This is a genomic window from Butyricimonas faecihominis (genome assembly GCF_033096445.1).
GTDB lineage: Bacteria > Bacteroidota > Bacteroidia > Bacteroidales > Marinifilaceae > Butyricimonas > Butyricimonas faecihominis.
On sequence record NZ_AP028155.1, the window covers coordinates 400777 to 413207 of the forward strand.

The following is a 12431-nucleotide window of genomic DNA, read 5'->3' on the forward strand; positions in this document are numbered from 1 at the left end:
TAACTTAAAAATAATAATTATGGACTTACAGATTATCCAAAACAAGATTTTTGAAGTACGGGGTTGCCGGGTGATGCTTGACTTGCATTTGGCGGAACTCTACCAAGTAGAAACACGAGCCTTGAAACAGGCGGTCAAACGTAATATAGACCGCTTCCCCGGTGATTTTATGTTTGAATTGAGTAAAGACGAGTGGTTGGGACTTATCACAAATTGTGATAAGTTCCCTGACAACATCCGTCACACGCCCACCCCGCCTATGGCTTTCACCGAGCAGGGCGTAGCCATGCTTTCTTCGGTTCTCCGTTCCAAAGTAGCCATAGAAGTAAACATTTCAATCATGCGAGCTTTCGTCCTCATGCGCCAAATGGTAATCGGCTACGAGGAACTGTTAAGGCGCATTGAAGAACTGGAGGTAAGCACCGATGCACAGTTCAACGAGCTATATCAAGCCCTTACCCGGCTTCTAAGCCAGTCGAAGCAACAGAAAGAACGCCGTCCGGTAGGTTTTGTTACCTATAACCGTGACAAGAACGAATAGGTAACGATTTCGGTAACGAATTTTCACCTAACAAGCTATATCCCAACAAAGTACACTCTTTCACCTTGCGGGCAGTCCATCGACTACCCGCATTTTTTATTCCCTTTTCCACTTGCACATTCCCCGAAACGCCAGCCGTGCGTGGCATGGCTGACTGATTTTCGTGAAAAGAGCCGTTGGAAACCCGCACAAGCGTACCGCAAGGTGAACTTGCCATACCCTTGCCTTTCCCGCCCGCATGGAGTGTTCCCTAAAAGACGAAAGGGAACAAGCACTTTTCCCCTGTTTCCCTATCTGTAAATCTTCCTCATTATGCAGTCCCCCAGCCGGGACAGTCGTTTTTATCATTTCAATAGGCAAAGGTAGCTACGGGGGCTTTTGGCTCTGCAAATTGGGTTTCATCGAAAAAAATTGTTCCAGCTTCCCGTTGGTCGGAAAAAATTTTTGTCGGAAAAATTTGCATAGCAAGACCCCTTCACCAACCAGCCTATGTGAAACGAAAACGACCGACCCGACCGGAAGACGCATAAAAAAAAAAGTCGGATTTACAGGAAACAGGAAAAAAGTTCAGTGAAACTTTGGGCTCCCTCACCTCTCGAATCCGCATAAAATTAAAAACTTAAAAAATTACAGCAATATGGAAGCAAAGGTATTATCGGAAGCAAAAGTTTATGTAGGCACTTACGGCAAGTATAACAACGGTTCATTGTTCGGCGCATGGCTCGACCTGTCGGACTATTCGGACAAGGAAGAATTTTACGAAGCCTGTCGGGAACTGCACAAAGACGAGGAAGATGCGGAATATATGTTTCAAGACTGGGAGAACGTGCCGGAGGGCTTAATCGGCGAAAGCTGGATTTCTGAAAACTTCTTTTCTCTGCGTGATACGGTAGAGGATTTGGACGACACCGAGCAGGAAGCCTTTTTCGTGTGGTGCAACTACAAAAGCCATGATTTGAACGAGGAAGATGCGGACGACCTTGTACGTGATTTCCGGGACGAGTATCAGGGGGAATATGACGATGAAGAAGATTTCGCCTATGAAATCATAGAGGAATGCTACAACCTGCCGGAGTTCGCAAAGACCTATTTCGATTATGAAAAGTTCGCCCGTGACCTGTTTATGTGCGATTACTGGTTTGAAGACGGTTTTGTGTTCCGAGCGGCATAATCAAATACCAATCCGGGCGGGGTGTCAAAGCCCTGCCCGCTAAAAACGACCAAGCGATGAAACGGAAAAGCATTTATAAAATCCTTTGGCGGGTGTTCCTGCTCTGCCTTGCATGGCGGTTCACCAGCGTAGCCGGAGCAGGCACGGCGATAACGGCGTATATCGTATTTCGTGCCGCCTGTTTCCTGTTCCGTGTCTGCCTTTCAGCCCTTTATGCGCTGGGCGTGGCTCTGCTTTTCCTGTCGTTGCTTTTCTTGCTGATATTATAACCATAAAAAAATAGAACATCATGCAGTCACTTAACAAAAACGGGGTAAGCATTACCCAAACACCGGGAGAAGAAAAAATCACAGAATGCTGTTTAAAGGTTCTCAAGGAATGGATTAATACAGTTACACGGATAGCAAATTTTTCAACGTAATGGCTAAAACACAGGACGAAGCCACCGAAGGCATGACAAGTGCTAGTGAAAAAGAACAGAGAAATAACATCTCTAATTGAGATTAGGTTCTCTAACTTATGCTACAACAAATTCGCAGTACGCCTTACTTAAAAATTGCTCTATATTAAGTTGTTATTTTTTTGAATAATTCATACTCGTCAAGATGATTAGGCTGGATAGATAAATAGAATGTTCTTTCAAAATTTTCATACTTATAATTTACAGTATTTTTTATCTTATTGATGTAATGGAATAATATACACACAAAATCGTGTCCATTCATATTAAATCTCATATCTGCAGGTAATTTATTCGTTATTTCTTTTAAGAAATCTAATATTTCAGTTTTGTATTTGAATAATTTATTTATAGCAATAAAATTATTAAGATAATTATCTATAGAGATATTACAAATTCCAGTCTTTTTGTCAACTTGTAAGCTACTTTCTACTTTTGGATATGAACATTTGAATTGGAAATGTTCATTTATTAACCGTACGATAAAAAAGATATATGCAACTTTAGATACTTCCTTTATCACCAGTTCTGTATTATGAGGAAAGTTTCTTATTCCCAGTTTGAGTATTTTCCCAATGTGATTTATGCTGCATAAATACGATTCCATACAAGAATAATCCGTATATAGTATATGCGGGTCATTTTGAATTTCTGTTAATATCCCATCAAAATCCCTATCTATTAAGCATTTAACATTTAAACTTATATTGTTTTGAGTTAACAATATAGATAGTGCAATGAGTTTATTCTTATTGGATTTTAAATCCAAATCCATAAACTGCTCTTTCACACTTAAGAAATCTATATCATTAACTTCCTTCACAGATTTATCACATTTAACGTATTCAAAATAATTTTCGATTATCAGTTTATCTGTAATTCCTTCAACATATATATATCAACTATATCTTTTTCTAAAGTATATATGGCTATAATCTCATCTATATTTCTCTTAATATCTAACATACATATTTTCCAATTTAGACACACTATTTCTATAAGTTGACAATATTTCAAAAGAATGTGTTGCAAAAATAAATTGAGTGTTATTCTCATGGCTTAGTGCCAATAATGTTTTTATCAATTTTCTTTGCCATTTAATGTTTAATGAAATTTCGGGTTCATCAATTATAAAAATAGTCGCATCGTCAGCTGATGTAATAGTATTAACCAACAATAGAAGCAACTGTTTCTCGCCACTTGAAATCCAATTAAAATTAATAGGTTCATTATCAAACGTTCGTTTTAATGAAAAGCCTGTTGATAGATGAAATTCAATAGTTTTATTTGTAAAATAATCATTTATAGTACGTATAAACATCTCTATTGATTCACAAACAGGTTCCAAAGCCTGTAATTTAGCATTTATACTTTCCAAGAAAGGAGAAATTATTGTTCCAAGAAACCTTTCTTGTTCACTCGTTTCAGCTTTTTTAAGATATTTTTTTATAGCATTTGTGTCAAATTTTTCAATCAATCCATATTCAACAAATTTCGGAATTCTTTTTTCTAATTCATCTAATTCCTTAGTAAGACTAATTTTATCTTTAATGATAGAATCAGCCTCTGATAGCTTTATGTAATTTTTGATTATATCAGAAAAAACCCCTTGAGAATTCTTTTCGCCCATTCGAGAGCCTGTAATTACTCGATTTCTTATCCAATCAATTAAACGCTCAAGAGTCGCTTCTAAATCTAATCTTCTTTCGTTTAATATTTTTTTTATTTCATTTCTTTCTAATCCTTTAGAAAAAATAATGTCTGATTCATTGATAAAAAATCTTGGTGAATTATGTAGATTTGCATTTTTAGATGTAATACTATTTAAAACTTTCCTATCATCAGAAAGATAAAATGTTGTAATATTCAAATTCCTTATATAATTCAGTATTTCTTGATATATAATATCCTCTTTAGAACCAGCATCTAATTGAATTGAGTTGTCAGAATCTGCTTTAAGCTCAATCGATTTTAAAATTTCATTGTTTTTTGCAATGTAATATGTGAATGTTCCACATGTGGAACATTCACGTTTTGCGCCAATCTCTATGCCATTTTTAAGTTGTACAACGAATTTTTTAAATCGAGTTTCCGCTATTTTTGTTTTATAGCCACTTTTATCTCTAGTTGATAGTAAATAAAAGAACAATTTTAGTATTGTTGTTTTACCAGTTCCATTATCTCCGTAAATAATTAATAGCTTTTCTATTCCTTTTTCAGATGTATTTGGCAATTTATACGAATATACTCCAAATAACTCTTCAACAGAAATATGTTCGACTGCAACTTGGGCTATTTCTTTTTTCATATGCAATTGTTTTTATCAGCAAAGATAGCTATTAATAAACACTTGACAATATTTTATCGAGTTTTTATTAACACACTCATCCCCAAAATTTGCTTTTCTTCGTTATTAGCATTATTAAACGATAGCGAAAGTTGCTGCACCTGCCCGAAGCTGTCAATCACATAAATATCAATTGTCTGCTGGTCGGTCGATGCCGAAGTGTAGTAGAGCTGGAACGTTTCTTTCTCCAGCGGGTATAGGTCATTGGGCAGGAACACCGTACCGTTATCCATTTCCAGCTTCCCTTTGCCGTCCGGCTGGAAATACCGTATCTGATAGGTAGTCGGCTGGTAATAGCCGCCACGCACCAGTCGGCAGCGTATTTCGGCTGTTTCCCCGACTTTCAGCCTTTTGAGTACTGGCAGAGTTTCGATGCTGAACGGGTACGCCTGCTGAATATCCAAGTTGTCATTACAGGCGGTGACAAGCACAAGGGCGGCCACGATGTAGCAGCCCATGATGATTTTATACATTACATTCTTCATATACATTGTTATATAGCGGTCAGTTGATAATGAATTTCAGTCCCAAAGATACCTGCGAGTGGAATTTGCCTATGTCCGAGCCGAACAACGCCCGTTCCCTTGCGCTGACAAGCAAGGCTATCCGGTCAGTCAGGTAGGCTTCCAGTTCCAGCGTCAGCGCACCGCCGTAAATGAAGCAGTCCTTATCCAGCAGCGTAGAGCCGTCCGGCAGCAGCTTTTCGCTTCGGTTGCTTGTTTCATACCCGGCGAGTGCCGACAGTCCCAGCGACAGGAAAAAGGTCTTTCGCCTGTCCGATAGGAATTTCAGGTAGTAGCCGCCCTCTGCGGTGAACTGTTCTACGGGTATCTGCATATCCTTGTAGTCATACTTCTTGTGCAAGTATTCCCCGCCAATCACCCAGCGGTTGGCGTTCTTGGTGTAAACGCTGTACGCCGCCCCGATATGGTAGGCGAAATCCGTGTCGGAGTTCCAATGCACCCCGTCCGCCATGCCCGCCGTGACCTGCAAGCCTTTCATGCCCGGCAGGTATCTTTGTGCGTGTGCCTGGTTGAAATGCAGGCACAGCGCAAAGAGCATCATTATAAAGATATGTTTCTTCATTCCCTATTTGATTTTGAGTTCGTTAATCACTTCTGCGTTCACGATGTCGGCGTTTTCCACCCGGATAACCTGATGCCGCCCGCCGTTCTTCTCGTAGAGTTCCACCAACAGCAGCTTGTCGTCAGGAATGGTGAACTTCGGCAGGGCGTACACCGTGCGCACGGTCGATTTCCCGGCAATCTCTATCACCTCGTTGTAGCTGCGTACCGCATCCAGCACCGTTTCCTGAATAGCCGTGCGCTTCGGCACTTTCTTATCGACTATCTTAAACTTGATGAAGTCTGTATCGAAAGGCACGTTGGAACTGTTCTTTGTCTGCGTGTGTACATAGAGCATCCCATTATAGGTGTAAATCCCCTTGATTAAGAACTGTATGCCGAAACGCTTGCTACCCAAGTGGCGCACTTTCCGGTCGTTGTTCTTGTAGATGCTCCGCATTATCAGCTTCACCAGCAGCGGGCTTTCATTACCCAGTTCCCGGAAATAGATGTTCATGCGGGTATGTGAGAAGTCGGACGTATCTTCATTCTCCAAGAAGTCTTTCATTTCGATATTGAGCATTTCCGGTTCACGGGCGTACTTGGCGTTGAATGAAAAGAAACTTCCGTCCTCGCAGATAACGGAGAAGTTCGTTTCGCCCGGAAAGCCCTCTGTCGTGGCTTTCACCCGGATTACGTTCTCCGCACCGTCCGCCTTGCCCGCTATGATGTGGTTGCTTCCCAAATCCACGTAGCGGACGGCGGCGGGGAAGATGATATGCGTAGGCTCGGCACTCAATGCCTTGCCGTCTTTCGACGGTAGGTTTTCAAGAGCCTGCCCCCGAACCGTGCTTACATGTCTCCATGTACACGGCTCTCCATTGGATTCACTCAACTTAGTGTTCATTGGTCTGAATTTTATAATTACAAGATTCGCAAACGGCTAATGTCTTACGGTTTTGTTTTATCAATTTTGCATTCCATGGCGTATCTCCTTTAAGTTGGCGAAGATTACGCACATGATGCATAGTGATATTACCGTTTGACCCACATAGCTCACAAACACCTTCTTTTAGCCTTTCCATAAGGCTAGGTTTCGAAATGTGCCATGTGTTGGGAATAATATCTACAAGACTATTCCTGTAAGCAGTTTTTCTTTTGAAGCCTCCATCATAGAATATTCTGTATTTGGTTGCACCTTTGGCATCTTTAAAGGGCACAATAAACTTCTTATCACGCAGAAATTTAAGTTTAGCTTGTACCATTGTCAGATTTAGCTTCTGGGCAATCGTTTTATACATACTGTATTCCATTATGTATCCGAATGAGTTCCCAATGTCGGAGATATTATTGGCAATGGCATAATAGTTATAGAATCCTCTTATTTCGGTATTATATTGAGCTACTATGTCTTCAACCTTCTTTCCAATCATAAAGGCACGTGGTTTGGGTTTCCAAACCGTCTTTTTCCGTTCTTGGGACATCCTTAAAGCATCATATTCCAAAAGCTTGTTTTTTGCTGTATCCATGTTTACATGCAGCATGACTGAACCTTTTCCGAAGCGTCTTATCACACCTTTTCTATCCTTATGCCTAAAGCTACAGTCACGGACAAATATTTCGTACCCTAAGAATTTAGCTTTATCGTGTGCGTTTGTTATCAGGGTCTTTTCCTCTGAAAGTTCCAATCTTAGCTTTTCTGCCATGAATTTGGCAATGTCCGCCTTGATTGTAATGCACTCGGTTTTACTTCCGATAATTCCAATTAAGAAATCATCAGCGTATCTAACGTACTGGATTCGTCTGTATTCTGTATCCATTGGTTCTTGACAGGTTGTTGCGAAGGTTTGTGCCAACGTTTCTTTTATCTCTGCTATCATTTTATCCCTCACGGATTCATCCGTTATTGATTTCAGCCTCTTTGCAAGTCTTGTTTTCTTGTTATTGAGTCTACGGTATTCCAAACTTATTCGTCTTCTTTCACCTTTATTGAATTTTTCAGCATATTCCTTGATGTATTTGTCGAATCTGTCAAGATAGATATTAGCCAGTATGGGACTGATAATACCACCTTGAGGTGTTCCACTATACGTGTTTTGGAATCGCCATCGTTCAATATATCCAGCTTTCAGAAATTTTCTAATTAAGCGCAAGAAACGCTCGTCGCTTATACGCTCTTTTAGAATATCCACAAGAATGTCGTGGTTGATGTTGTCGAAGAATCCTTTTATATCTCCTTCGATAAACCACTTAACGCCTGTGAACTTTTCTTGAACTTGTGTGAGAGCGGTATGGCAGCTCCGATGTGGACGAAAGCCATGTGAGGTATATTCAAAGTGTTCCTCATATATGGCTTCCAGTATCATTCGGATAACTTCCTGTACTAATTTATCCTCAAAAGAAGGAATACCCAAAGGTCTTTCTTTTCCATTCTTTTTTGGAATGTACACTCTTCTTGCTGGTTTAGGCTGATAAGCCTCTGTTTTGAGACTCTCAATAAGTTTTTCTATTCGTTGAATGCTCATTTGGTCGACAGTTTTTCCATCTGTACCGGGTGTCATATTACCTTGTTTGGCATATATGCGTTGGTACGCGACAGAGAACATATCTTCATTGAATAGAATCCGATACAGCCGTTCATACTTATAACTTGAAACAGAACTATGTTTCACTAAATTGTTTAATATTGTCTCTGGATTTCTCATGTCTCTCACATTATCTTTTGATTATATTAAAGTAATCCAACTGTTCCCCTTTGCCATGTACAAGGCTTTCCCTTGCTCAGACTACTATGGGAACTCCGTTGCCATGTCAGATATTCAGGAGCTATTCTCCATAGCCTTGCGGCGTTCTGATTTAGGCAATCCCCATTTAGATAAGTAATAACTATTTGCTTGACAAATTGTCGGATGCGATTTCCGTCCATTAATCCGCTTATTGCGGTTGTTTCGTAGTTAGTTCTTTTGCTCTGAACGTAACGGTACTCCGTCAGAGAACTACGACATGACGTTTGTAGTTGCCTTCCGTCATTGCTCGCTAAGGTGCAACAGGACTGTCGTTTAACCAATTCGGGCTTCATCCTTATATTTGTCTTTCCACCTTGCCATTCAGTCGCAGCTTGGCAACTGGCTGACTTATGACTTTTCCGACATGCTATGCTCCCTTTTGGGTTTCCCCTCCGGATAAGTCGGATGGTGGTAGGTCTCATTTGAACTCTAACCTAATCTCTTGCAAAGGAGATATTTATTACTCACCCTTATGGGCGCACACCGTCTTGGCAAAGGTCACTTCCATGCCATAGGGCGTAACCATTTGGCGGTACGGGAGTTTCCGGGTAATCCCCCGGTACAAGTCGTTGCCAGCCGCATACTTCACGGTGTCGGTTTCCTGTGCGTTTGCCGCACACACGCCCAGCAAGAGGGCGAACATTACAAAAATCTGTTTCATCGTTAATTGAAATTTAGTGGTTGATAAAATGGTTATTGTTGTTTGGCATACAGCATGACTTTATAGCCTGCTTTCAGCTTCACTTTCACGGTTCGGAACTTCTTGGCGAGGTAGCCGGACGTTCCTTGCAGCAATCCCCTTGTCACGTCCATAGCCACCTGCTGCCCGGCACTTTGGGCAAAGGAAATGCTTGTTCCCAGCCCGCTTCCGATATTCGCCATTGCTTCGTTGAACGCTTCCTGCTCCATAGAGGACGGGACGGAAAGCCCCTTTTGCCCGTCCGTGTCGAACACTGCGAGTTCCACCGGGATGATGTTGCCAGCGTACTCAATCGAGGACACCAGTATGTCGAGCCGTTCGCCCTGCACTTTTGCCGTCCCCGCCACAAGGGTATTCTTCGGCACGACTATGTTTCCCGCCTGCATGGGTTCAAGCAGCCGGAGTTTCACCGCCTGTCCGTCCGTCAGGGTTTGGTCTTGGTGGATGCAGGCGGCTATCGTGTTCCTGCCCATAGCGTAACCCGTGCCTACCGCCGTGTTGAAGCCGTAGTTTCGTGGCTGGCTGTAAGCCCGGATGAAGTCGGCATTGCTCATGGGCTGCTGCAACCCCGATACAGTCGTTTCCCGGATTGCCTGTACCGGGATAGCCGGAGTGCCGATACCGCCGCCGTTCTGCCCGGCTGTCGGTATTTGGGCAATCTGCCCCCTTTCTCTGTTCTGCCCGCCGTCATTCATGTATTTTGCCGCCAGTTCGTAGGATTTTTCCAAGAGTGCCATTTGGTCGTCAGCCGTAGGCGTGGCGTTCTGCTGTTGTTGCAGTCTGTCGGTCAGTTCCGCCACCTGCCGCTTCAAGTCCTCTTTTTCCTCGTCCACCGCCGGGGTTTCGTAGAACGTGCTTAACTGGCGGTTGATGTCCCGGTAAGCGTTTGCCGAATAAGAAGCACCGCCGCCCCTTTGGGACTTCGGTTCTTCTTCCGGCATCAGGTCGATTTCCGCTTGCGGTTCTTCCGTTTCATCGTCCCCCGTGAAACCGAAGTCCTGCAAGGATTGTATCTTGTCCTGCTGTTTGCGACTTATCATCGCCTGCTCGTAAGCCTTTTGCTTGTCGGCTATAATCCCGTCCTCTGCGGGCAGGGGTATGTCGGCGTTGAAGCCGCCCACGCTCTCCACATTCACGTCCTCTTTGCCGGAGGGGGCGAATATCAGGTACATACACCCGGCAAAGGCAAGGAACATCAGCGGGAAGACTATCATTTTCCTGCGCTGCTGTACCTGCTGCGGGGTAAGTTCCCGTTTGGGCTTCTTTTCCTTTTCAGGCTTCCCGTCCGTCTGCGGTACGGTCGTGCCGTTCTCATTCTTCTGTACTTCTTCCATATTCCGGTCTGTTTAAGGGGTTGATACTGTTGATTGTGTCATTGCCCTGCAATGGCAGTTGTTTGATATGTTCTATTTGCAGCCGCCTGCCGTCCTGTTTCCCGATATTGTAGATTGATGAAACGGTGATGTAGATAGACAAGCCGCCGAAAAATAGGAACATCACGAGGATAACCGCCAGCCTTTTGCCCGGCGTAATCCGTCCGCACATCCGGCGCAGGCGGTCGTCCGCCCAGTCCTGTACCTTTTCGATGTAATTTCGTTTTCTCTCCATAAGGCTATCTCTTGACGGTTTGCAAATCCTTGTTCTCGGTAATGGTGAACGCTTCGATGATGAAGCCGTGCGGGTTGTTGTCGCTCCGTGTGGCGTTGAGCAACCGGCACGAGGTCACAAGGCTGCGCACCGTCAGGCTGCTTTCCCGGACAATCAACTGGCGGGCATACGTGTTCACCTTGTAGGGGTACTGGTCGAAGTCGCACTTCACGCTGTCAATCTCCACCGTCTGCGTGACGTTTCCGGAAATCACCCGGTTGTAGTAGCCCTTTTCCGCCAAGTCCTTGTAATAATTGAAAGCGGTCTTGTCGGCGAGGAACAGCGAGCGTTTGATGTTGCTTTCGATAGCCCCCTTGTCGGGCGAGAGCGTGAAGAAAAGCTCGTGGAAACGCCGCACGTGCGATTTGGCTTCCACGGGTCTGTTCTGTGCCATGTCCTGCGAGAGTGCCAGCATCAGGCTTTTCCCGTTGTCGAGGACGTAAATCTTCTGCCGTTGCTTTTCGGCGAAGCTGTACGAGTTCCACACGGCAAAGCCCGTCACCAGTGCGCACAGGCAGATGAATACCAGCGCAAAGAGCCGGATTTGCCGGAAACTCGTTTCGATGTTCGTTAATGATTTAAATTCCATTTTCTTGTATGTTCTAATAATGTTTCTAAAATCTTTCTATTGCAGCCCCTTTGTCAAGGCAGCTACCAAGAGGTTGTCAAAGTAGCTACCAAGTGACGGTCAAGGTAGCTACCGAGTGGAAACCGTCTTATTTGAGTAGTTTCCCGGTTACTTTCCCGCTTGCAGCACCGACCGCAGCCCCGGCGATTGACCCCGCCCGTGCCACGTTGCGGTTATAGGCAGACGTGCCGCCAGCCGACACAATCCAGCTTGCCACCGTAGGAATGGTGAAGTAGCCCACGATACCTATAATCATAAAGATTACATACACGGTGCTGCTTCCGTCAGGAATGAAATTCGGGTCTGAAAGTTCCTGAATGTCCTTTTGGAGCATCAGCGTTTGTATGCGTGCCAGCACGCTGCTGAACAGGTCGGACACGGGCAACCACAGGTAAATGGAGATATAGCGTGAAATCCACTGGGTCAGCGTGCTTTGGAAACCGTCATAGACGGAAATCGCAAACGCCAGCGGACCCAGTATCGAAAGCACAATCAGGAAGAACGTGCGCAGCGTGTCTATAATCAGCCCCGCCGCCTGAAAGAGCATTTCCAACAGTTCCCTGAACCAGTCCCGGACGGACTTCTTGATATTGTACGCCGCCCTGTCCATGTACATACCCGTCATAGTCACCATGTCGGAGGGCGACCAGCCCAGTTCTTCCAGTTGCCTGTCAAATTCCTCGTCCGATGCGAGGTAAGCCGTTTCGGGGCTTCGCATCAGGGCTTCATATTCCAGTCGGTCTTTCTGCGCCCGGTACTCGTTCATGTCGAAAGTCTGCGTTTCCATAAGCTGGTTGCACCCTTTCACCACTGGCGACAGCACCGTGTTGATAGTCCCCAGCACGAACGTGGGAAAGAACATGATGCACAGCCCCAGCGCAAAGGGGCGCAGGAGCGGGTACACGTCTATGGGTTCGGCACGTGCGAGCGACTGCCACACTTTGGCGGCTACATAGAACAGCGCACCCAGCCCGGCTATCCCTTTCGCTACCCCCGTCATGTTGCTGCACAAGGGCATCATTTCATCGTACAAAACTCGCAACACTTGGTGCAGGTTGTCAAAATCCACTGCTGCTAATAACATAGG

Annotated in this window: 14 protein-coding genes and 2 pseudogenes; 4 read left to right on the plus strand and 12 right to left on the minus strand. The window is 44.2% G+C overall.

From position 1 onward, the window contains the following. Positions 1-19 precede the first annotated feature (19 nt). The gene (locus R8806_RS01600) at positions 20-541 is read left to right on the plus strand and encodes an ORF6N domain-containing protein (protein ID WP_124318318.1); all 522 of its coding nucleotides are present in this window, start codon (positions 20-22) and stop codon (positions 539-541) included. On the opposite strand, the gene R8806_RS01605 is transcribed toward R8806_RS01600, so the two are convergent. Continuing rightward, on the minus strand, positions 513-758 hold the full coding sequence (locus tag R8806_RS01605) for a hypothetical protein (RefSeq protein ID WP_164720060.1): 246 nt from the start codon (positions 756-758) through the stop codon (positions 513-515). The genes R8806_RS01600 and R8806_RS01605 overlap by 29 nt on opposite strands. 420 nt (positions 759-1178) lie before the next feature. On the opposite strand from R8806_RS01605, the gene R8806_RS01610 reads away from it, so the two are divergent. From R8806_RS01610 to R8806_RS01620, 3 genes and pseudogenes are all read left to right on the plus strand, one after another. Beyond that, on the plus strand, positions 1179-1712 hold the full coding sequence (locus R8806_RS01610; RefSeq protein ID WP_124318430.1) for an antirestriction protein ArdA: 534 nt from the start codon (positions 1179-1181) through the stop codon (positions 1710-1712). 56 nt (positions 1713-1768) lie between these two features. Beyond that, positions 1769-1981 carry a hypothetical protein gene (locus R8806_RS01615; protein WP_124318429.1) on the plus strand — a complete coding sequence of 71 codons (213 nt, stop codon included), beginning with the start codon at positions 1769-1771 and terminating at the stop codon, positions 1979-1981. A 20-nt stretch (positions 1982-2001) separates the two neighbouring features. Continuing rightward, positions 2002-2213, plus strand: a pseudogene (locus tag R8806_RS01620) (DUF3873 family protein). Positions 2214-2278: 65 nt separating this feature from the next. On the opposite strand, the gene R8806_RS01625 reads toward R8806_RS01620, so the two are convergent. The 11 genes and pseudogenes from R8806_RS01625 to traJ form a co-directional block, all read right to left on the minus strand. Beyond that, on the minus strand, positions 2279-2995 hold the full coding sequence (locus tag R8806_RS01625) for a DUF4435 domain-containing protein (protein ID WP_221230293.1): 717 nt from the start codon (positions 2993-2995) through the stop codon (positions 2279-2281). Positions 2996-3124: 129 nt separating this feature from the next. Then, positions 3125-4480 (minus strand): AAA family ATPase, encoded by a 1356-nt coding sequence (locus tag R8806_RS01630; RefSeq protein ID WP_317715754.1) that lies wholly within the window; start codon positions 4478-4480, stop codon positions 3125-3127. Positions 4481-4533: 53 nt separating this feature from the next. Continuing rightward, complete coding sequence (locus R8806_RS01635; protein ID WP_124318156.1) at positions 4534-5010, minus strand: DUF3872 domain-containing protein; 477 nt, start codon at positions 5008-5010, stop codon at positions 4534-4536. 13 nt (positions 5011-5023) lie between these two features. Beyond that, positions 5024-5605, minus strand: coding sequence for a conjugal transfer protein TraO (locus R8806_RS01640; RefSeq protein WP_124318155.1), 582 nt, complete (start codon positions 5603-5605; stop codon positions 5024-5026). Between the two features lie 3 nt (positions 5606-5608). Further along, entirely contained in the window at positions 5609-6490 is an 882-nt protein-coding gene (gene traN / locus R8806_RS01645) for a conjugative transposon protein TraN (RefSeq protein ID WP_124318154.1), read from the minus strand. Beyond that, on the minus strand, positions 6480-8288 hold the full coding sequence (gene ltrA / locus R8806_RS01650; protein ID WP_004325446.1) for a group II intron reverse transcriptase/maturase: 1809 nt from the start codon (positions 8286-8288) through the stop codon (positions 6480-6482). Before ltrA ends, traN begins: the two co-directional genes overlap by 11 nt. 562 nt (positions 8289-8850) lie before the next feature. After that, positions 8851-9030, minus strand: a pseudogene (locus R8806_RS01655) (conjugative transposon protein TraN); the annotation flags it as partial. A gap of 32 nt (positions 9031-9062) precedes the next feature. Continuing rightward, positions 9063-10403, minus strand: coding sequence for a conjugative transposon protein TraM (traM, locus tag R8806_RS01660; protein ID WP_124317522.1), 1341 nt, complete (start codon positions 10401-10403; stop codon positions 9063-9065). After that, a complete protein-coding gene (locus R8806_RS01665; RefSeq protein WP_124317523.1) occupies positions 10381-10677 on the minus strand; it encodes a TraL conjugative transposon family protein in 297 nt (98 codons plus the stop codon). The genes traM and R8806_RS01665 overlap by 23 nt, the downstream gene beginning before the upstream one ends. Before the next feature lie 4 nt (positions 10678-10681). Further along, positions 10682-11305, minus strand: a complete 624-nt coding sequence (gene traK / locus R8806_RS01670; RefSeq protein WP_004309966.1) for a conjugative transposon protein TraK — start codon at positions 11303-11305, stop codon at positions 10682-10684. A gap of 127 nt (positions 11306-11432) precedes the next feature. Continuing rightward, the gene (gene traJ / locus R8806_RS01675) at positions 11433-12428 is read right to left on the minus strand and encodes a conjugative transposon protein TraJ (protein ID WP_004326113.1); all 996 of its coding nucleotides are present in this window, start codon (positions 12426-12428) and stop codon (positions 11433-11435) included. Positions 12429-12431 lie beyond the last annotated feature (3 nt).